We start from the raw sequence: 20,853 nt of genomic DNA on the forward strand, positions 1-20,853 counted from the left end.
CCGATGGGTATTGGTCTTTCCGACATCGAAAATGTCATTGGTGCCGTGGGGCGGCTGGGATCATCATCTCCTGTCATACTGGGAAATCTGGTTCTGACGGGAATTGAAGTTCCCGATACGCTTCAGGTTGGCGGTCGGCAGATGCTGGTTGTGCATCGTCTTCCGGGGGGGGGGCGTGTTGTTGATGCGCTCGGCAACGATCCGGGGCGTCTGGAGCTGAAAGGGCGCTTTCTTGGGCCGGATGCGCAGATGCGGGCGCAGGCGGTCGAGCGCATGCGGATGGCAGGGCAGCAGGTTGCCTTTTCGGCGGCCGGGCTGTCTGTGCAGGTCTGGATTGCCCAGTTTCATTACGTTTACCAGGCAAAAGGCGCTGTCTGTTCCTATACGCTTGTTCTTGAGCGACCACAGGAAACGACGGCTGTACAGACTTCCGGAACCCTGTCCGGAGTGCTGGGAGACGATGTCGGGAGTGCTCTCGACAGTTTTTCCAGCGTGGTTTCGGATGTTTCCGAAGGGGTTTTTACGGCGGTGGGGCAGGTGTCTTCGGTTGTCGGGCAGGTCATGCCGCTGGCGACGCTTGTTGGTGCCGGGGGTTTTGCCTCGAAGGTGACGGATGCTCTGGGGACGGTCAACGGCGTGGCGCAGAGTGGTATGAATCTCGCTACGGTGCCTTCCGCGCTGACCTCTGTTGCCGGGGGGCTGGAAAATGCGGGAAGTGGGTTGCAGTCCATTCTGACCGGAGCCGGGCAGAATGTTGAAGCCATTCAGCCGGTCAACAGTGTTTCACTGAACGCTTTGGGACAGAACGCGGCGCTTCTGAGCGCTGCGGCTGATGCGGGCAGTCTGGTGAATCGCTCTGCGGCGAATGTTGCTGTGGCGCAGGGGCAATCGACGTCTCTGCCGTCCGTTTTCGCATGAGGACCTGATGCAGGATATAATTGTCAGTGCTGCGGATATTTCCCTGTTTCATGTGGCCGCGCGTGAGCTTGGGAATGCTTCTCAATGGTGGAGGATTGCGCAGGTTAACGGGATGACGGATCTGGATCTGGGATGGATTTCCGAAACTGTCGTGCTCAAGGTGCCGGCAGTCGAGAGTGATCTGGTATCGGGTTTGCCTGACGGGGTGTTGGAATGAGCGTCAGAAACCTGGAAGTCCAAGTTCTTTTTGATGGGCAGGTTGATCCGGTTCTGGCGCTTCTGCAATTCGAGATTGATGCAAACCGGTATGAAGCTTGTGATGTCGCATCGCTGCGTTTTGCCGTTAGGGATCAGGCGCAGCAGGCTTTGTGGTTTGAGACGGAGCAACCTGCCCGGAAGTGGGTGATCCTCCAGATGCGGGATATGCAGAGCGTTTCGTCTTCGTGGACTACGCTGTTTGAAGGCCGGATCGACCATATTGAATATGCGGCCGAGCATGCCTGTCTGGAAATGGAATGCCGGGATGCGCTGGCGGCTCTGATGGATCTGCGGGTTCAGGATGCGTGGCTCAACCATACCCAGCAGGAATTGCTGGAAATCATGGCGCAGGCCGCAGGCCTGGATGCGGCGATTGCACTGCCCTCTGATCAGGCTACGCTTATGGCGGGTCAGTTCTGGCAGATCGAGCATAAGCGCGGTGCTCTCATGGGGCAGCATCGTTTTCAGACGGCGGCGGATCTTGCGTTCACGATTGCCCGGGATTCCTTTTGCGATCTTTACGCCAGTGGAACATCTCTTGTCTGCCAGCCACTGGACTCCTCTTCCGATACGGGTGGGCAGGTGACAGACATGCGGAACGCGGTTCTTGAAACCAGTGTTGCGCGGGATCTGCAGCTTCTGTCTGGTGTGGTTGTGCACATGGCGTCGTGGGATTCACGTCAGAGAAGTACGACGCAGATTTATTATGATGGCGTTTCGTTCTCTCAGGACGCCCCGTCTGGAAATGCCAGTATCCATACCTTTCGTGTTCCCGGGCGTCGGCTGGACGAGTTGCAAAGGCTGGCGCGTGGCAAGCATGCACGTATTGCGGCGCATGCGTTGTCTGTGCGGATCAGGATTCCGGGTGTGCCGGGTATTGCGCCAAGAAACTACATGACTGTCGTAACGGGAAATGGGGAAAAGACCCTGGGGATTGATCAGGTGATCTCCCGGTTTTCCGTGGAGCAGGGATTTGTGCAGCAGGTTGTTCTGAGGGATCGCGGAGGTGGGATGTGAGTGATGCCCGTTTTGATGCCGCTGCCCTTCAAGGCAGGACGGCGCATACGATGTTTGGAATCGTCTCAGCCGTCGATCCTGTCAATCATGCCGTAAAAGTCCGGATCCAGCCTGAAAACGTGGAAACGGGCTGGATTCCGGATGCTGGCGGGGTGCATGCGGGAGATCTGCGGATTGCGTGTCCGTCTTCTCCTGGAACGCATGTTGTTCTTCAGCCTGTTGAGGGGGACGGAGAGCATCTTGTGGTGACGGGATGTGTGTTTGACACGGTGGTGATGGCGCCTGTGTCTCCTCTTACCGGAGCTGTTGCGCAGCCTGGCGAACTGCTTGTCAAAGGGGGATGTGGCCGTCCGCCGCTTTCCTCGTCAGGCGCTTTCGGGCCGACGTCTTCGGGAGCGGGCTGGCTGCATGTCGGGTCTGCTGGTGTGGCGGCGGGTGCGGGAAATGCACGGATTGTTCTGAAGGATGGGGAAATCAGTTTTTCTGTTGGTGGGACAAGCATGACCCTGACATCCGCCGGGTTGGCGGTTTCGGGAGGGGATGTGCGTACGGATCAGCATTCGCTGAATGGGCATGTCCATCTGCTGGGAAGTCAGAAGACGGAAGGACCGCTTGGATGATCGCTCTTTCACATGTTTTCGGGAACGATCTGGTTCTGAACTCCGGCACGCTTCAGACGGTCTCTGGCACGGAGCTGACGAGACAGAGTCTGTTGAGGCGTTTGCTGACTGTTCCGGGGGATTATATCTGGCAGCTGGATTACGGGGTGGGGCTGCCACTCATGGTTGGTCAGGTCATTGCGCCGGAAGCGATGGAATCTGTCATCCGGGCGCAGGTTCAGGCAGATGCCGGGGTGGATTCATCGCAGGCCGTGACAGTGACTGTGACGGATGAGGGCGGCGGTGTCTGCAGCTGCGACGTGTCCTATGTCGATGCAGCATCCGGTCAGCAGCAGAGCCTGTCTTTTTCCTACTGAAATGATGAGAGCGGCACAGTATTGAACCGCTCCAAGAGGATGCGATGTCTCTCTCCTTACGTTCCTTTTCCACGACTGTTTCGGCTGCAGTGACAACGGCGCAGGCCTCATGTTCCCAATTGCTGGACGTTTCCATCGGATCGCCTGTGAGGGCGCTTATGGAAGGTGTCGGCGGGGTGGGATTGTGGTTGCAGTATCTGGTATTGCAGTCGCTGTTGCGGACCCGTCTGGCGACATCGACGGGGGCAGACTGTGACAGTTTCGTCAATGATTTTGGCATGACCCGTCTGCCGGGGACGCCGGCGACAGGGCTTGTGACGTTTACGTCCTTTATGGCCAGCGAGCAGTCGGCGGTTGTTCCGCCGGGGGTGATTGTGCGCACTGTGGGGGGGATATCCTTTGTCGTGACGCAGGATCAGTCCTTGCCGACATGGTCCGCATCTGCTGGCGGATATGTTCGTGAGGCAGGTGTGACGACGCTGTCTGTGCCTGTTTCATGCCAAGTGGCGGGGGCGGTCGGAAATGTCTCGGTCGGTGCGATTTGCCTGATGGGAACGGCGGTCTCGGGGCTGGATACCGTGACGAATACGGCGCCTTTCCTGAATGGCTCCGACCAGGAGACGGATAGTCAGTTGAGGGCGCGTTTTCCGCTCTGGCTGGCGGCAAAGGCGTCTGCCAGTCGGGCCGCAGTGGGGAACGCCATTGCCAATGTCCAGACGGATCTGAGTTATTCGCTCCGGGATGGTCTCGATGCGGCGGGTGTTGCGCGGAGCGGATACTTTACGGCTGTGGTCAATGACGGAAGTGGGGTGCCTTCGGATCAACTGCTGTCGAATGTCTATGAGGTCATTGATTCTGTTCGGGCCCTGGGGGTCGGTTTTGGTTTGCAGGCGCCCCAGGTTCTGACGGTGGATGTTTCCATGGATGTTGTGGTGCCGTCTTCCGTTTCGGTTCAGCAGGCAGAAAGCGCCATTCAGTCTGTCGTGTCGAAAGATATTGCCGCGATGACCGTGGGGGCCGGATATCCGTACAGCCGTCTTTCCTACCTAGCCTATGCGGGGGCCGGGATCTCCGTGACGTCGGTTCTGAATGTCCGTCTCAATGGAGGGCAGGCTGATATTCCTGCCAACGGCAATCAGGCGCTCGTGGTTGGAAGCATTCAGATCAATGTCACCCAGGGCTGAGGATCCGGAATCTGGATCCATTGGCAGGGATGAGGAATTTTCATGGCGGTATTTAATACATATCCGAAACTCGAATCCCTGACGGGAGAAGAGGTTCTTGTTCTGGCGGATGCCAGCGGAACACGGACAGTGACGGCGACTGTGGCGCAGGTAACTGAAGCTCCTGTCACCGTTTCGGCCAGTGGTCAGTTCTATGCCGACAAGGGTGCGCAGGTAAAACGTTTTGCGGACCGGCTTCTGGTGGGTGTTGCGGCGGAAAATCCTGCTCTGAGTGACCGGGCCAGTTCTTCGGAAAATGACTGGCTGTCGGAGACCATGGCGGCGACGTCCATTGGTCCCTGGGCCTTGCAGGATGCCCAGTGCGCGTCGGTTGCGCAGTTCGGCAACAGTGCGTTCGTCGCGGGATCGCGGACGTCGGATGCGGTGAAGGGCTCTTCGGTTCTGGGGTTTCAGCCAAGCTCCATCGGAGTGGCGTCCTGGGGGATTTCCGACGATACGTCTAATCCTACCACCACGACCGCCTACGCCTATTACGGTGAAGCGTGGCGGATGGCAGGGGTGGATTACCAGCCGACATTCGGGATGGAACTTGAGGCCGTCAATTTCGGTGGCCTTGCGGTGGGGCAATCCACCCCTTATGCGCCGAATGTTGGTGGTGGCGTGTATGGAATTCAGCTTGGCGCGGGTGGCGGGCAGACGTCGGGGACGTCTGATGCTGCGGCAGGAATAGTATTCGTTTCCAATCCGAACTCTTGGCAGACGGGTATCGTTTTTGGGGCCCAGTCCCTGACGGGAACGGATGGAAAGGATTCCGGATATGCATCGGCTGTTTCGCTGGCGCGGAATCATGCTGTCGAGTGGCATACGCCCGAGACCGTTTCCGGGGTGGCAGGTGCCAATGTGGGAGCATTTGTCCGTTCCACGGTGACGGAACGCACCAGCGGCACGCGGCAGGAATTTACCAATGACGGGATCCTGTTTGGCAATATCGAGGGGGAAACACTCTTCTCGATTGCCGGCATGGCCAGCCCGACCAATGCGCTTCAGGTTCAGGCTGGATCCGGGACGCAGGCAGCGGGTCTGTATGTGCAGGAAGGGACGGGAGGTTCCGGAAATCTGGGACTTTTCCCTGCAAGCGGAGGTGAGCTTCAGATCACGTCACCGGTCACTGGAGCCGGAGGTACGATGCCGACTGTAGCAGATGGCGGCTTTCTCCATATCAATGTCAATGGTGCCGATTATCGTATTCCGCTGATGAGCCCCAGCCAGGCTGGGGGATGACCGGATGGGTATTCTTTATGACGAAGGCCGGGATATTCTCCGGGCATCGGATGGAAGCATCCTTTTCGATACGGGACCGGCTCCCGGTTCGATAGATGATTTCGCAGGCCGGCTCCGGCGTCTTTTGCCCAAGGGGTGGTTTCCTTCAGAACCTCAGGGGCTGGATGAAGAGGCCGCACCGGTACTGGCGGCTCTTCTGCGCGGGTTTGGCACTGTCCTGGCTGGCATCTGGCAACTGATGCTGGAGTGTTCCCCCCAGATGCGTCTTGCGACGATGAGCGGCGCGTTTCTGGACATGGCTGCGGACGATTATTTCGGTGAAAGCGGTCTGGTCCGTCAGGCTTCCGAAACGGATGCCGTCTATCGCAAGCGTATCAGTGCTTCGCTGTTTGCTGAACGCAACACACGTCAGGCTGTGACGAATGCGATTGTTGCGGCGACCGGTGTGCAGCCGGTCATCATTGAAACCCTGAATGCTTCTGACTGCCATGCCTTTGGCTGCGCAACGGCGCCTGCTGTGGGCGGGGGGTACGGTTATGGTGCGGCGGCCCTGCGTTACGGCAGCCTTCAGGGTGGCCAGTTCTTTGTAGAAACACAGCTGGGAAAGGCCGCAGATCTGGCGACAGTCTGCCGCGCCGTCGATCAGACGGCGGCCATGGGCGTTACCGGCTGGATCAAGGTGGAAAATTAATGGACCGGGCAATCGTTTATGCGGGATCCATCCCGCTCGACACGGATCTTCTGCGGGCCGGGCGTTATACCAAGGCTGCTTTCGGAAACCTGGCGTCCATGCTGTACGGTCCGAATGTCATGGCCGCGTCTGGACTGGGATATTCTGCATCCTCCAGTGATCTGAGCCTGACGGTCGAGGCGGGTTCGATCCTGGCGCCGGGCGTCATGGATGCCACCAGTCTGGGCGGCAATGGCGGGGGTCTTGCGGCGGATACAACGGCTCTCACATGCCAGTATATCAGCACGACATCGCAGACCGTTACGCTTCCGGGGAGCGGCAACACCTATACCGTTTATGCAGTCTGCTCCGAGCAGGATGCCGATCCCACCGTGCTACCGTTTTTCAATGCCAGCAATCCGTCGCAGACGCAGGCAGGAATCCAGAATGACGGTGGCGCGCTGCCGGTGCGCCGGGCGGGTGTTTTTTCTCTGGTCGCCGCTGCCAATCCGCCTTCTACTCCCACCGGCGGATGTGTCGTGGCGCTTTACACGATTGCGGTTCCACAGGGGGTGACCAGTCTGTCAGGTGTGACGGTTCAGCCGGGACAGGTTTTCTGGCCGACCATCCCGGAACTGGCGACGCAGGCTCTTCTCAAGGCCTGCACGGAACCCATGACGCTGGTGACTGTGAATGGCTCGGTCTCCGTTCCGGCATGGGCATCCCGGGTAGAACTGCGCGTTATTGGCGGTGGCGGTGGTGGGGCTGCTTCTCAGTCGATGACGACTGCCGGTGCGTTTTCTGGTGCCGGTGGCGGCGGTGGGGGAGATGCCTGGGGTATCTATGCCGTCAGCCCCACGCAGGGGAATGGTCTGGCGATTACCGTCGGAAGTGGCGGTGGGTCCGAGCAGACGGGCGGGACTTCCTTGGTGAGTTACAACGGGCAGACGCTCCTTCAGGCCGAAGGTGGACAGGGCGGAACATTTTATTCCACGACCGGATCTGCGGGCGGTGTGGGCGGTAATGCTTCTGGCGGCACGATCTGGAACCAGAGCGGAACCTCTGGTGGGGACGGGCAGTGCAACGCCTATACGTTCTCCGGATATGGTGGGGATGGCCCTTGGGGAGGTGCCGGGCGTTGTGGCAACCAGGGGGGGCGCCTTGCAACGCGGTACGGCGCAGGTGGTGGCGGTTCTTACTCGGCAACGGCTGAGGGCGTGTCTTCCAGTGGTGGCACCGGGTTTCAGGGCTGTGTGCTTTATCGCTTCCTGCCCTGAGGCGGCGTTCAGTTCAGTGAGACCGCATCATCTGCCATATCTGGTGGAGGCATGGTCTTGCTGAACTGTCTGACGTTTTCGGCTGAAACAGGAGAGGCGTTGTTGCCCCAGGCATGGCGGATGAAAGTCACGACATCGGCAATCTGCTGATCGGTCAGTTTGTGACTGAAAGCAGGCATGGTGATGGAGGAGGGAGCGGCTGTCATGGCAGGAAGACTTGCGCCCTTCTGGACGATGTGAACGAGAGACATAGCATCGCTCTGCATCATGACAGGATTGCCAGCCAGGGCTGGAAAGACGGCTGGATAGCCTTTTCCATCAGTCCGGTGACAGGCTGCACACCGGTCGACATAGATGCGGGCGCCGCGTGAGGAGAGATCTGCTTTGTGAAGCTGGTCGGTGATCGTGGGATCATACGTCCATGGCGTCTGTGTCCGGTCGGCGGCCGGCAGAGTTTTGAGATAATGTGCGATGGCGTGCAGGTCGTTGTCGGTCAGTTTCTGTGTACCGTGCAGAACGGCGGAGGTCATGGAGCCGAAAACGCTGCCGGTGTTCGAACGGCCGGTCTTGAGGAATGAAACGATGTCCTCTTCACTCCAGCGACCCAGTCCGGTTCGGTTTTCCTGGCGGAGTGATGGTGGCGTCCAGCCATCTACTGGCGCGCCACCAGCCAGATAAAGACTGCCGTCATGCGCAGTCAGGGCTTTTTCCTGCATTGTGATGGCGCGCGGGGAATGGCAGGCGCCACAATGAGCCGGCCCTTCCACGAGATAGGCGCCTCGTGCAAGGAGTGGATCGGTGAACTCTCCTGCCGTGCTGGCGATGGCCTTATGGGGCGTGGGAGCAAAGGCCCAGCGCCAGAATGTCAGAGGCCAGCGAATGGAAAGTGGCCAGGGAATTTCGTTCTCGGGCGCTGAAACCGGCACAGCTTTAACGCCGTCCCTGAAATAGACAAAAAGAGCGTGGATATCGCTGTCTGTCAGTCGGGCGTAGGACGGAAAGGGCATGGCAGGATAAAGTGTCGCACCATCCCGGCGGATGCCTTGTCGCAATGCCTGTCCGAACTGGGCTTCCGTATAGCGGCCGATCCCGTGATCGGGATCCGGAGTGATGTTGGTGGAATAGATTTTTCCCATTGGCAGGGAAAATGATACACCTCCGGAATACTCCGGTTTGCCATGAACGGAATGACAGGCAGCGCAGTCGGACGCTGCGGCCAGATAGCGTCCCTTTTCTACAATGACTTTGTTAGAGTCCTGCGCTGTGGCTTCTGCTGTGAGACCTATCCCCAGAAAGCAGGCGATGACCAGCGGTCCCTTCATGCTTTCACCAGGGGGCCAGGGGACTTCAGGTAGGTCGTCCGGATGTGATGTGCGGCCCAGTAGGCCAGAGCGGCCACCATTCCCGTTGGATTATAGCCCATTCCCTGTGGGAACGCGTTTGATCCGATGACAAAGACATTGGACACATCCCAACTCTGGAGATAGCGGTTGAGCGCACTTGTCTGGGGATTGTCTCCCATGATGGCGCCGCCTCCCAGATGGGTGGTCTGATAATTGCGGGTGTCAAAGGGCTGCCCGGCATTGAGATGAACCAGATTCATCTTTGTCGCTCCCATCGCGCGGGCGATGGGTTCGATCCTGCTGACGACATACTGGTTCATGCGGATATCATTGTCCTTCCACGTGAAGGTCATGCGAAGCAGTGGCTGCCCGTAAACATCTTTCCATGTCGGATCGAGATCCAGATAGACATCCCGATACGCCATATTGCTTCCATGGGCATCAATACCCAGCGAATGCTTGTAGGTATTGATCAGGGCGTTCTTGTAGGCCGAGCCCCATCGTGGTGTTCCCCCTCCGCCGGCGCCTATAGCGGCGGCGATCGGTTTCACGCCCGCCTGATTGACCCAGACAGGCGATCCCCCCACAAAACCAAGCGGCCCATGGTCGAAATTCATGCTGTTGAAATCATCAATGGCGACACCGGCCCCGCCGGCCCCGACGAACTGGTTGGTGTAGGTCGAGGAGGGGAGCCAGATGCGCGAGGATGTAATGGTCTGGTAGACGAAATTGCGCCCGACTGTCCCGGTATTGCTGACCGGATCGTAAGGTTTTCCAATTCCGGACACCAGCATCAGATGAACATTGTTGAACTGGAACGCCCCCAGAATCACCAGATCGGCAGAAAGCGAGGTTTCTTCCCGGGTTTCCGTATCCAGATAGGTCACGCCAGTTGCTTTTGTTTTCGTGCTGTCGAGATCGACCCGCAGGACATGGGCATTCGGGATCAGGGTAAATCCTGGGTCCTGCCGCAATGCGGGCAGGATATTCACGTTGGGCGAGGCCTTGGAATACAGATAGCAGTCATAGCCGCTGCAATAGCCGCAGAAATTGCATGGCCCCATCTGACAGCCATAGATATTGGTGTATTGTCGTGATGCGTTGGCAGCCGGCAGGGCGTAGGGATGATATCCCGCATTTTTCGCAGCATCGCGGAAGATCGATGCTGAAAAGGTGTCCTTCATGGCTGGGAGTGGAAAATTATCGGAACGATCCGGAGAAAAAACATTTCCGTTTCCGACAATTTTCCCCTGAACCTTGTAAGCTTCCCCAGACGTGCCAAAGACCTTTTCCGCCTTGTCGAAAAACGGTTCGAGTTCTTCATAGGTGACGCCATAATCCTGAAGGTTCATGCCTTCGGGAATGAATTTCTCACCGTAGCGTTCGATCACGGAGCTCCGCAGTCTCAGATCTTCGGGGGCAACGCGAAAATGCACTCCCGACCAGTGCAGTCCTGCGCCGCCCACGCCTTCTCCGGGCAGAAAGGCTGCGAGCTGACGGTAAGGCAGTGCCGTCTGATCCATCGTATTGCGGATTGTCACCGTGGACTGGGACAGGTTCTGGAAAAGGCGCTTGCGCACGGCGCCACGCAGTTCATCGATTGATTCCGGATAGGCGCCTTCGACGGGTGTCGTCCGCTCCGGGCCACGTTCCAGCATGATGACTGACAGTCCGGCTTCGGTCAGTTCCTTGGCCATGATCGAGCCAGCCCAGCCAGCGCCAACGATGACTGCATCGACATGTGTCCTGCTCATCTTAAGCGGTCTCCCCTGAAATGGAGACCGGCGCGAGGGGATAGGGAGCGCCTTCCTGATTGACCCAGTCCATGAAATCCGCCCTGGCGCCAGGGAAACCCAGCATGATCCAGCCGCCAAGTCCCCGGTTGCCGCCGTAAAGCGGATCGGCGAAGGCGCCTTCAAGTGTATTGGTCCGGAGCTGCTCAAAAAAGACGCGTCCCGGGACTTCGCCTAGCTGGACCGATCCTCCTTCCAGCGCCGTCAGGATTTCATCCTGCTGCGCCGGCGGGAGGTCTGCAAAGCCTTTGCCGTAATGTTGTCGGGTGTAGTGCTCAACGCCTGCGATGCCCTTGCGATACAGGTCGCGCGGGACAAAAGGGAGCTGATATCCCAGATTGGCTGGTCCCTGCTGGAAGGGGCCGGACATGTACCAGTTTCCCCCCCGGGCATAAGAGGTCTGCATCTGACGGTCGATGAATTCCGCCACCCCCAGCGCTTTTGCACCCGGCCCGTTATCGTCAGCAGGAAAGAGGCGCTCGCTGGCTGCCTCTACAAACCGGTATTCCATCGCATCGAAAAAGGTGGGCTGATAGGGATGGGCTGCCTCAGCTGCCAGCGCTGCCGTCCATGAGGCGTTTCCCGAAGCCATCCAGAATGATGTGGTCCCAAGAAGCCCCTTCACGAAACTGCGGCGGAGCGGACGGTTCAGTGTCGGTTCCATGGGGGGCACAGGTTTCTCCGGACAGTAGAACCAGAAATGACAGAAAATCTGGAAACAGTCATTTTACAAAAGGGATGCCCTCTCCCTAACGAAGGCAGGCGCAGTTCACCAGCCATGTGCTCATCACAACATGACGAGAGGCGTAAATCAGTGCGTTTCAGTGCTGTCTGTTGAGGGAAGCTTCAGTGTTCCGGGCTGCGGCGAGTGCTGGGTGGCTGTCGTTGCCGCCTCGGTATCGGATCCTGTGGGGAAAATGGCGTCCGGCGTGCTCGGAGCGGCAGCGGGTGCTGCGGCTTTTTCAGCCGTGGCTGATTCCGGGGCAGTCTCTGTAGAAAGTGCTGGCGTTGTCGGGGCGGGCACTGGTTCTGTTCCAGGTGCTCCAAGTGTCTGCTGCTGGATACCGCCATTGACGAGCGGAGTTCCGGCGGCATCGGTCATCCAGGAAAGGAGCTTCTTGCGGATCTGGAATTCCAGTTCCACGTTCATGTCCTGCATCATCTGGCTGGTAAGGGTATAGAGTTCCTTGCGCGAGGTCGGATCCCGGTCTCCCGCATCCAGCTTGTGGGTGATGCGCGCATGGACGAAACCGGTATGCTGGTTACCGGCATCCGCGACGTTGAGCTGTACGTCCATGGCGCCGGTCACCACGTTATCGCCTGCCCGGTTCAGATAGGCCTGCTTGATGATGAAGTCGGCCTTGCCGGAGGTTCCGCTGGCCACCAGACGCTGGTTTGCCATGGCCTTCAGAGCCTGGTCCGGCGCAACAGGGGCCTTTGCGGACAGTGAGTCCGGCGCAGCGGGAGCTTCGTCCTGCACGTTAATGGAGGCCACGTTCAAATGGATTTGAGACAGATAGCTGTAATCAAGCGGAGGAAAGGTCTGGTCCGCATCTCCATCGGAGCATGCCGCCACGCCAAGGGATAGCACCAAAGCACTCAGACCAGTCCAGTAACGTACGCGCATATCCTGTCTCCTGAAGGCGCTACAGACGACCGAAAAGGGACTTGAGTCGACTTTTCAGCCCCTGTCTAGACGCTTGAGGGGGGGCAGCGGAAGCCGGTTGTTCCACTGGGAGCGGCGAGGGAGCTGGCTCAGCCGGTGGGGGCGGCGAATTTTCGTCCACTGGTTGCGGGTGCAGGCCGGACGCCTGTCCGACGCCGAAATCCTCGGCCCTGAAGGGGCGTGCCTCACGGATCAGCGCTGCATGTTCGGGATGGCGCGCATACCAGCTCAGGATCATCCCCGGGATCATGGCACCGCCCGGATCATCACTGATGAGCAGCGGAGCATCGGGATAGTAGAAAGAGGGGCGAAGGGCCGGAAGAGCGTCGTTCCATATCAGGTAGAAAACCGTATCGGCTTCCTGAAAGCGGCTGACACTCAGAGGGCCCGTCTGGAACGTGATCTGTGCCAGCAGGGGGAGCGCCGTGAAGGGCGAAGAAACGATCAGCGGGCCGTTTCCGCGCTGGGCAGCCAGCAGGACCGTTATCCGGTTTGCGCCGATTTTGCGGCCGTTCGGACATGGCAGTGCCTCGCCGCTATCTGCATGGCCTGATGGCAGAAGGAGCGTATGCGGTGCGTATCCTTCAAGCCAGGAACCGGCAAGCTCGTTCACGGCAATTTCGGGCAGGCTGTCGCAGGATGGTCCGGTCTGGTCGGGCAGGGGAGAGCCCAGCACTCCTGATGCCAGCGGCCAGAACACCGGATCCATGGCGGTCAGAAGGCGTTTCCGCAAGGAGGGATCCAGCGCCAGAACATGGCTGGCACGATAATTTTCGCCTTCAAGCCACCAGCAGGCCTGCCGGCTGGTGCTCGCTTCAGTAAACACCACAACGCTGAAATCATCCGCGACCGGCGCCCGGCTGAGGGGCGCCCAGCCGGGATAAAGCTGCTCGACCGGAAAGCCATCGAGCTTCACGTCATCAAGCAGTGGCAGAGTCATGCAGAGCGTGCTCCAAGTTCGTCGCGCGTGAATCGGAAACCCACGTTGCAGAATTCACAGTTCATCGTAATGGCGCCATTTTCGACCATGTGGTCGAGGTCGTCATCGGGGAATGTTTCCAGAACGGATGCGAGCCTTGCCCGGTTGCATCGGCAGCCATAGGCCAGTGCGCGCGGAGTGCCCAGACGGACATCCAGCGTACCAAAAAGCCGATGGATCAGCCGCTCGTTCGACAGGTCCGGATCAAGGACTTCCTGCTCCGTCACCGTCTCGGCCAGCGTGCAGGCGGTTTCCCACGCATCTTTGTCCTGTTCGGTGGTCTCGATGCCGCCTTCGGCCGCAATCCGTTCCAGAACCAGTGCACCGGCCTTCCAGCCGTCAGCCGATTTCGCACAGAACAGCCGGATCCAGCAGTCATGCTGCTCGCTGGTCTGGAAATAGTTCATCGCCATATCGGCGAGCGTCGTGCCCGTCAGGTCCACGATGCCCTGATGCCGGTCCATGTCCGGCCCCTGGTCGATGGTGAAGGCCATGTAGCCGTCGCCCAGAAGCTCCGTGGCGGTTCCGGGCAGCGCATCGCGATCGGCATCTTCACGCAGACGCGCAAAAAATCGCAGATCCCCACTATCCGTCGCATCCGCTACCAGCATGGAAACCGGCCCATCGCCCTTGACCTGAAGGGAAAAGGCACCTTTGAACTTCAGGGCCGAAACCATGGCGGCTACGAGTGCCAGAGCCTCGCCGCCAAGGCGGGAAACGGCATCGGGATTGTCGTGACGGGACAGGATGGCATCCGCCAGTGGTCCGAGCCGCACCAGACGACCCCGGACCGGCGAACGTTCCAGATAGAACGGCATGACACCGCCCGAAACGACCATGTTCGGAACCTCAGGCCGGTTCGTATCAAGAAAAGGGGGGGTATCCATCAGCCGTTTTCTTTCCCCAGGGCCCAGAGCAGCAGGCCCTTCTGCGTGTGAAGGCGGTTTTCCGCCTCATCAAAGACGACGGACGCAGGGCCTTCAAAGACCTCGGACGTCACTTCCTCTCCGATATGGGCAGGCAGGCAGTGAAGGAACAGGGCATCGGGCGCAGCTTTTGCCATCAGGGCCCCATCAACCTGATAGGGCTGGAACACCTTGAGGCGCGTTTCACGGTCCTTGTCTCCCATGCTGACCCAGGTATCCGTCAGTACTGCATCCGCCCCGGCCACAGCTTCTGCAGGGTCCTGGAAAATCTCGATTGTCGCGCCATGAGCCCGTGCCCACGCTACAGCATCGGGGTTGGGAGCAAAGCCTTCCGGCGTTGCCAGACGGACATTGAAGCCGAGAAGGGCCGCGCCTTCCATCAGGGAAGTGGCGACGTTGTTGCCATCCCCGATCCAGGCCAGCGTTTTGCCGCGGATCGGTCCGCGATGTTCCTCGAATGTCAGGACATCCGCCAGGATCTGGATCGGATGGGAAACAGGCGTCAGGCCGTTGATGACCGGCACCGAACTCCATTTTGCCAGTTCGCGCAGATTGGCGTCATTGCCGGTCCGCAGCACGATCACGTCCAGAAAACGCGACAGGACACGGGCTGTGTCCGCCACGGTCTCGCCCCGGCCAAGCTGCATGTCGCCCGGCGAGAGCACGGAAACGGACCCGCCAAGCTGTCCCATCCCCACCTCGAACGACACACGGGTGCGGGTCGAAGGCTGGGCCAGGATCAGGCCAAGACTGCGGCCTTCCAGCGGGCGATCGGGATGGAGGGGCTGCCGGCGCCCGTTCTGCAGAGCCTTGACCTTCGCCGAAAGGTCGATGATCTGCCGGATGACCTCGGGGCTGAAATCCCGCAGATCCAGGAAATGTCTCGGAGTGAGGGTTGCTGCTGTGGTGCTCACGATGCGTTCTCCTGCGTTGCAGGGGCTTTCAGGGAGTGAGCCGCCTTCACGAGCCTTTTGCAGGCTTCGCGGCATTCGGCTTCCGTCACGACCAGCGGCGGGACGAGGCGCAGCACGTTGTCCCCGGCGCTGACCGTCAGAAGCTCCTGATTCAGCACGGCCTGCATGACGTCCGCGACAGGCGGCACGCAGTGCAGCCCCCGCATCAGCCCAATCCCGCGGACATTGTCGAAAACACCTTCAGACCGGCTGACCACATCTTCCAGCATCTTCCCGAACGCCTCTCCGACGCTCCGGACATGCTCCAGAAAACCGGGGCTCAGGATTTCTTCCAGAACAGTCACACCCGCCGCACAGGCCAGCGGATTGCCGCCAAAGGTCGTCCCGTGTGAGCCTGGAGTCAGATGCCGCGCCAGCTCTTCCGTCGCGAGGACGGCGCCGAGCGGAAAGCCCCCCCCGATCCCCTTGGCTACGGAAATCACATCCGGACGGACACCATACCATTCATGCGCGAACAGCTTGCCCGTCCGGCCCACACCGGTCTGGACCTCATCAAAACCCAGATACAGCCCGAATTCGTCACAGACGGCGCGGAGCCCTTCCATGAACTCACGGGTCGCCGGCTTGATGCCGCTCTCACCCTGAACGGGCTCGACGATGATGCCTGCCGTGTGCGGCGTGATGGCCTCACGCAGAGTGTTGGTGTTGTTGAACGGCGCATGGTCGAATCCTTCCACCACCGGGCCAAAGCCCTTGAGGTAGGCGGGATTGCCCGTCGCGGAGATCATGGCGAGTGTCCGGCCATGGAACGCACCGTTGAAGCACAGGATGTTGGTCCGTTCCGGATGCCCGTTCTCGAACTGGGCGCGGCGGATCATCTTGACCATGCCTTCATTGGCTTCCGCACCCGAGTTGCAGAACAGCACCGAGTCCGCAAACGTGTTCTGCACCAGCAGTTCCGCCAGCTTCTCGGCCTGGGGGATCCGGTACAGGTTCGAGACATGCATGACCTTTGCGGCCTGTTCCGCAATGGTCTTCACCAGTTTCGGATGGGCATGCCCCAGCGAGGTCACGGCAATGCCGGCCCCGAAATCCAGATATCGTCGTCCGTTCGTCGCCGTCAGCCAGACGCCTTCGCCCTGCTCGAAAGCGAGGTCGGCACGTTTGTAGTTTGGCATCAGCGCGGGGATCATGATGGATCTCTGAATATCTGGTTGAAAACGAAACGGTTTATGCGGAATCGCAAAACCCTGCTCTGGTTGCCCGGAGCAGGGCTTCAAGTTCCGCAAACCCATAGTGAAGGGCAGAACGGCGTTCAGTCAAACCCCGATGCAACAGAATGTCGCAGTTAACCCGGCAGATCAGACCCGCTGATACATCAGATCCCGCGCCAGCCAGCACCCGACACGCACCGCCGTCACGCTGCCACCCTGCCGTTCGAATGCCAGCGTCCAGTCTCCGGGAGCCGTATGATCCAGCGCGCGCGGGCAGGGCAGAACCCAGACATCCCGCGCCAGACGCTGGAGCATTTCCATCCGGCCATCTCCCAGTATTCCCGAGAAACCGCCATAAACCACGCCACCAGCCAGTTCGATGGTCACTTCGGCCTCGTCCAGCTCTTCGCAGCGATAGACTCCGGCCAGTTCGGCAATGTCCTCGCCGGGCGTTTCATCACAGCGGGCGAGGATGCCGGTGCGGTTCTCGCCCGGACGTTCCATTACGGCTTCCGGGCCATCCGCAGTCTCCTGCGCCTTCACGACGACCGAGCCCGCCTCGGCGCGCGTGGCTGAAATGCCTTCCAGAAGCTCCGGCATCATCAGATAGCGCAACTTCGCCCCACCGGGCGCGGGTTCGATTCGGGCCGAGAGCCCCGTCTCCCGTTCCAGATAGGTGCCATACAGCGCCGTCGGCTGCTGCGTGCTGCGCTCGGGCTCGTAGGGCACACCCAGAGCCGCAGCCAGGATCTGCGCAGAGGCAACCTGCGCCGCATTCATATGATTGAACATCACCACGACGGACAGACGCTCGGACGCGACATGCAGCCGATGGGACCGCCAGCCCCGCAGGGCGCCCCCATGCATCGTGACATCCCGGCCGAACATCGTCGTCCGTTGCAGCCCGAACCCGTAAGGCGCAGGCTGTCCGTCGCTGAATGCCACCGGAACGGTCAGGCGCCGGTAAAGACTGTCCGGAGTGTCGCGCGTCTCGTCAATGAAGCGCTCCCAGGCGATCATGTCATCCAGCGAAGCGCCGAGTCCGGCATCGCCCGTCCACCAGATGTTGTTGACTGCCGGCCGGAATCCACTCTCCACGGTTCCTTCGTAGCCCACCGTTCCATCCGGCATGGCGCGTGTTTCGGCCGCAAGGATTGCGCGTTCCATGCCGACAGGATTGAAAATCGATGTCTGGAGCAGTTCGGCAAAGCTGCGCCCCGTTCGATCCTGAAGAATATCGGAAATCAGCCGGAAATTCTGGTTCACGTAGGAATAGGACGTGCCCGGCTGGAACTGGAGCGTCCGCGTCCCGTCAATGACGCGTCGTGCCTCCCGGTCGCCGAAATATCCTTCGATGGGCGCGCCATGCAGCATCGCCACCGCCCAGTAATCCCGCAGGCCGGACTGATTATGCGCCAGATGCAGCATTCCCGGTGAGGGCTCATCAAGTTGCGGCAGACGCGCATCCACATCCGCGTCCAGTTCGGACGGATCATCATACAGGTCCAGCAGCGTCGCGCAGGTGAACTGCTTGGTGATGGAGCACATGCGGAACAGTGTGGACGGCGTGAACGGAATGCGGCGTTCCACATTCGCATAGCCCCAGCCATGCCGGACCAGAACCTCTCCGTCCTTCAGAACGGCCACGGCCCCGCCGGGACCGGGAAAGCGGGCAGGGAGGGCGGAGAGGGCCGCTTCAAGACGGGCAGCCAAAGGGGCAGAAAATGAATCGCTCATGCCGGGAATGATGGCTCCAAGGCGTCTTGCCGTAAATGCCTTTCACACCGCATACTCCGAAGCATTATGGAGGACAGTCCCGCCCCGCCACCCGTCCCGGATGCAGCGTCCCTGCGTGAAGCGGCGCTGGCGCATCTCGCCCGCTTTGCCACGACCGAACAGGGCCTGCGTCAGGTGCTGGACCGCCGCCTGCGCCGCTGGGGCGTGCGCGCTTCCCGGGCGGGTCTGCCGAACGAAGACATCGAATCCGTTATTGCATCCCTGCGTCCCGCCATCGACGGAATCGTCGCGTCCATGACCGATCTCGGTGCCGTGGATGATGCCGGCTATGCCCGCAACCGCGCGCTCAGCCTGACCCGGACCGGACGCTCCCGCCGGGCCGTTGAAGCCCATCTTGCCAACAAGGGCGTGGATCAGGACACGACCCGCGAAGCCCTCAACGACTCGCTCGGTGAACGCTCGGATAGCAGCGCGCAGGAAGCGGAACTCGCCGCCGCCCTCGTTCTGGCCCGCAAGCGCCGTCTCGGCCCGTTCCAGAGACCCGACCGCGAAGAGGAAGATCCGCTCAAGGCACTGGGCGTCTTCGCCCGCAACGGCTTCTCCCGTGATGTCGCGCAGAGCGTGCTCGACATGGACTCCGATGAGGCGGAAGACCGCATCATCGCCTTCCGCAGTCTCTGAAGATGATGATGCCCCGCTTTTTCCGCTGCCTGCCGCTGGGTCTTCTGGTCGTCCTCGCGGCCTGCGGCAACCGCTATGAATACAGCCGCGCCAGCTTCAATGGTCCACTGCAATGCGCACCCTACGCCCGCGAGCGCACCGGCCTGAAACTGAGCGGAAGCGCCGCCTCATGGTGGGGACAGTCCGCCGGGCGCTATGCCCATACCCATACGCCCCGACCCGGAGAAGTCCTGGTCTTCCGCGCCACCTCCCGCGTGCCCAGCGGCCATGTCTCCATCGTGCGCCGGCAGGTTTCGGACCGCACGATCCTCGTTGACCATGCCAACTGGGAACCCGGCCGCATCGATCGCGCTGTCCCCGTGACGGATGTTTCCGCCCGCAATGACTGGACGCTGGTGCGCGTCTGGTGGGCGCCGGTTCACAGCCTCGGAAAGCGCGCTTATCCGACCTATGGCTTCATTTCATCGCACGACAGTGACGACGCTTCCTGAGAGGAACGCTTGCACAATCGCCCAAGCCTTGCCACATGATGGTGGCCTTGGCTTTTCGGAGTAATACATTATGGGCAGCATGAGCCCCGTTCACTGGCTGATCCTGGCGGTCGTCCTGCTCGTCGTGTTTGGCGGCGGCGGCAAGATCAGCGGCCTGATGGGAGACTTCGCGAAGGGCATCAAGTCCTTCAAGAAGAACATGGCCGACGATGAATCCATGACCGCGACGGACGCCACGCAGGCTCCGGGTCACATCTCTCCGCCGAACCAGAATCCCGGCTACAGCCAGACGACCAGCAGCGAAACACACCGCAACCAGGTCTGATGCAGAACCTCAAGGTTGATGAAAGCTGGGGCAATGCCAGCCGTCAGATCGTGCAGGCTGGCCAGCGGATGGACCAGCGCGGCTGGGTTCCGGCCACGGCGGGGAACCTGTCCTGCCGCCTGCCGGACGGTCGCATCGCGATCACGCGCTCGGGTGGCCACAAGGGTTTCCTGACGGACAGCGACGTCATCGAGATTACCCCCGATGGTGTTCCGGTCGACCGCGCAAACCGTGCCAGCGCGGAAACGCTCCTGCACACGCAGCTTTATGCCCATGATCCCGCGATCGGGGCCGTGCTGCATGGTCACTCCGTGGCTGCGACCATCCTGTCCATGGATGAACCGTCCGACGCGATCACGCTGGCAGGCTATGAGGTCCTCAAGGTGTTCGAGGGCCAGACGACCCACGATACCAGCCTCGAACTGCCCCTGTTCCATAACGATCAGGATATCGCGCGTCTGGCCACGGTCGTCGCTCCAAAACTCGCGGATATGCGCCTCGGCTATCTGATCCGCGGCCACGGCGTCTATGTCTGGGGCAAAGACATGTTCACGGCCCTGGCTCGTCTTGAAGGGCTTGAGTTCCTGCTGGCCTGCGAACTCGCCCGTCTGCAGAAGAAGGCCTGATCATGAGCCGCCTGACCGTCTACCGCGATGATGCTCCCGACACGATCCTGCTGGATGTCACCACGCCCGGCGAGATTGCGGAGACCCTGCGTCCCCACAACATCCGCTTCGATCGCTGGTCCGCTCCGGTCACTCCGCCGCCCGACGCGCCAGCAGAAGAGGTGCTGGACGCCTATCGCCCCTATCTCGACACGCTGATGGGCGAGACGGGTGCCGGTAGTGCGGACGTGGTGCGGATCAACGCCACGACGCCAAACCTTCCGGAGCTTCGGAAAAAATTCCTGTCCGAACATACACACAGCGAAGACGAAGTCCGCTTCTTCGTGCATGGGCAGGGGGCGTTCGTCCTGCATATCCGCGGTCGCGTCTATTCCGTCCTGTGCACACAAGGCGACCTGATCTCCGTTCCTGCCGGAATCCCGCACTGGTTCGACGCCGGACCATCGCCGGACGTCGTAGCCCTGCGTGTCTTCACCGACACGACTGGCTGGATCGCGCAATATACCGGCGATGACATTGCCAACCGTTTCCCGGCCGAAGTGCCTGCCGAAGCTTCCGGCAACTCCTGAAAGTCCCC

General features: G+C 60.3%; 23 protein-coding genes. 14 read left to right on the plus strand and 9 right to left on the minus strand.

Translation table 11 applies throughout. The annotated features are described in order from the left end of the window. Positions 1-3 precede the first annotated feature (3 nt). From HKD27_RS10065 to HKD27_RS10105, 9 genes are read left to right on the plus strand one after another with little or no spacing between them, the layout of a single operon-like run. The gene (locus HKD27_RS10065) at positions 4-918 is read left to right on the plus strand and encodes a hypothetical protein (RefSeq protein WP_194689427.1); all 915 of its coding nucleotides are present in this window, start codon (positions 4-6) and stop codon (positions 916-918) included. A gap of 7 nt (positions 919-925) precedes the next feature. After that, positions 926-1,135, plus strand: coding sequence for a hypothetical protein (locus HKD27_RS10070; RefSeq protein WP_194689426.1), 210 nt, complete (start codon positions 926-928; stop codon positions 1,133-1,135). Further along, positions 1,132-2,193, plus strand: a complete 1,062-nt coding sequence (locus HKD27_RS10075; RefSeq protein WP_194689425.1) for a hypothetical protein — start codon at positions 1,132-1,134, stop codon at positions 2,191-2,193. Before HKD27_RS10070 ends, HKD27_RS10075 begins: the two co-directional genes overlap by 4 nt. Continuing rightward, positions 2,190-2,813 (plus strand): baseplate assembly protein, encoded by a 624-nt coding sequence (locus tag HKD27_RS10080; RefSeq protein ID WP_194689424.1) that lies wholly within the window; start codon positions 2,190-2,192, stop codon positions 2,811-2,813. The genes HKD27_RS10075 and HKD27_RS10080 overlap by 4 nt, the downstream gene beginning before the upstream one ends. Further along, entirely contained in the window at positions 2,810-3,169 is a 360-nt protein-coding gene (locus tag HKD27_RS10085; protein ID WP_194689423.1) for a phage tail protein, read from the plus strand. Before HKD27_RS10080 ends, HKD27_RS10085 begins: the two co-directional genes overlap by 4 nt. Positions 3,170-3,213: 44 nt before the next feature. Further along, a complete protein-coding gene (locus tag HKD27_RS10090) occupies positions 3,214-4,353 on the plus strand; it encodes a baseplate J/gp47 family protein (protein WP_194689422.1) in 1,140 nt (379 codons plus the stop codon). A gap of 42 nt (positions 4,354-4,395) precedes the next feature. Continuing rightward, positions 4,396-5,634, plus strand: a complete 1,239-nt coding sequence (locus HKD27_RS10095; RefSeq protein ID WP_194689421.1) for a hypothetical protein — start codon at positions 4,396-4,398, stop codon at positions 5,632-5,634. A gap of 4 nt (positions 5,635-5,638) precedes the next feature. After that, positions 5,639-6,325, plus strand: coding sequence for a hypothetical protein (locus HKD27_RS10100; protein WP_194689420.1), 687 nt, complete (start codon positions 5,639-5,641; stop codon positions 6,323-6,325). Beyond that, the gene (locus HKD27_RS10105; RefSeq protein WP_194689419.1) at positions 6,325-7,581 is read left to right on the plus strand and encodes a hypothetical protein; all 1,257 of its coding nucleotides are present in this window, start codon (positions 6,325-6,327) and stop codon (positions 7,579-7,581) included. Before HKD27_RS10100 ends, HKD27_RS10105 begins: the two co-directional genes overlap by 1 nt. Positions 7,582-7,589: 8 nt before the next feature. On the opposite strand, the gene HKD27_RS10110 is transcribed toward HKD27_RS10105, so the two are convergent. The 9 genes from HKD27_RS10110 to HKD27_RS10150 all read right to left on the minus strand — a co-directional run bounded on the left by HKD27_RS10110 (position 7,590) and on the right by HKD27_RS10150 (position 18,153). After that, complete coding sequence (locus tag HKD27_RS10110) at positions 7,590-8,903, minus strand: cytochrome c (RefSeq protein WP_194689418.1); 1,314 nt, start codon at positions 8,901-8,903, stop codon at positions 7,590-7,592. Beyond that, positions 8,900-10,678: a GMC family oxidoreductase gene (locus HKD27_RS10115; RefSeq protein ID WP_194689417.1), complete on the minus strand. Its 1,779-nt coding sequence runs from the start codon at positions 10,676-10,678 to the stop codon at positions 8,900-8,902. The genes HKD27_RS10110 and HKD27_RS10115 overlap by 4 nt, the downstream gene beginning before the upstream one ends. 1 nt (position 10,679) lies before the next feature. Further along, positions 10,680-11,381, minus strand: coding sequence for a gluconate 2-dehydrogenase subunit 3 family protein (locus HKD27_RS10120; RefSeq protein ID WP_228518444.1), 702 nt, complete (start codon positions 11,379-11,381; stop codon positions 10,680-10,682). 147 nt (positions 11,382-11,528) lie between these two features. Beyond that, positions 11,529-12,344, minus strand: coding sequence for a hypothetical protein (locus HKD27_RS10125; protein ID WP_194689415.1), 816 nt, complete (start codon positions 12,342-12,344; stop codon positions 11,529-11,531). A gap of 19 nt (positions 12,345-12,363) precedes the next feature. Then, positions 12,364-13,323 (minus strand): hypothetical protein, encoded by a 960-nt coding sequence (locus HKD27_RS10130; RefSeq protein ID WP_194689414.1) that lies wholly within the window; start codon positions 13,321-13,323, stop codon positions 12,364-12,366. Continuing rightward, a complete protein-coding gene (locus HKD27_RS10135) occupies positions 13,320-14,249 on the minus strand; it encodes an Hsp33 family molecular chaperone HslO (RefSeq protein ID WP_194689413.1) in 930 nt (309 codons plus the stop codon). The genes HKD27_RS10130 and HKD27_RS10135 overlap by 4 nt, the downstream gene beginning before the upstream one ends. Beyond that, a complete protein-coding gene (argF, locus tag HKD27_RS10140; RefSeq protein WP_228518442.1) occupies positions 14,249-15,277 on the minus strand; it encodes an ornithine carbamoyltransferase in 1,029 nt (342 codons plus the stop codon). Before argF ends, HKD27_RS10135 begins: the two co-directional genes overlap by 1 nt. Further along, complete coding sequence (locus HKD27_RS10145; protein ID WP_194689412.1) at positions 15,199-16,395, minus strand: aspartate aminotransferase family protein; 1,197 nt, start codon at positions 16,393-16,395, stop codon at positions 15,199-15,201. The genes argF and HKD27_RS10145 overlap by 79 nt, the downstream gene beginning before the upstream one ends. Positions 16,396-16,563: 168 nt before the next feature. Continuing rightward, positions 16,564-18,153 (minus strand): D-aminopeptidase, encoded by a 1,590-nt coding sequence (locus HKD27_RS10150; RefSeq protein WP_194689411.1) that lies wholly within the window; start codon positions 18,151-18,153, stop codon positions 16,564-16,566. A 66-nt stretch (positions 18,154-18,219) separates the two neighbouring features. On the opposite strand from HKD27_RS10150, the gene HKD27_RS10155 reads away from it, so the two are divergent. From HKD27_RS10155 to HKD27_RS10175, 5 genes are all read left to right on the plus strand, one after another. Continuing rightward, positions 18,220-18,834, plus strand: a complete 615-nt coding sequence (locus HKD27_RS10155; RefSeq protein ID WP_194264989.1) for a regulatory protein RecX — start codon at positions 18,220-18,222, stop codon at positions 18,832-18,834. 2 nt (positions 18,835-18,836) lie between these two features. Next, positions 18,837-19,325 carry a CHAP domain-containing protein gene (locus HKD27_RS10160; RefSeq protein WP_011252793.1) on the plus strand — a complete coding sequence of 163 codons (489 nt, stop codon included), beginning with the start codon at positions 18,837-18,839 and terminating at the stop codon, positions 19,323-19,325. A 70-nt stretch (positions 19,326-19,395) separates the two neighbouring features. Further along, positions 19,396-19,650, plus strand: coding sequence for a twin-arginine translocase TatA/TatE family subunit (locus HKD27_RS10165; RefSeq protein ID WP_011252794.1), 255 nt, complete (start codon positions 19,396-19,398; stop codon positions 19,648-19,650). Next, entirely contained in the window at positions 19,650-20,276 is a 627-nt protein-coding gene (locus HKD27_RS10170; protein WP_194689410.1) for a methylthioribulose 1-phosphate dehydratase, read from the plus strand. Before HKD27_RS10165 ends, HKD27_RS10170 begins: the two co-directional genes overlap by 1 nt. A gap of 2 nt (positions 20,277-20,278) precedes the next feature. Further along, positions 20,279-20,845, plus strand: coding sequence for an acireductone dioxygenase (locus tag HKD27_RS10175; protein WP_194689409.1), 567 nt, complete (start codon positions 20,279-20,281; stop codon positions 20,843-20,845). Positions 20,846-20,853 lie beyond the last annotated feature (8 nt).

Source organism: Gluconobacter sp. R75690 (assembly GCF_015244525.1).
GTDB lineage: Bacteria > Pseudomonadota > Alphaproteobacteria > Acetobacterales > Acetobacteraceae > Gluconobacter > Gluconobacter potus.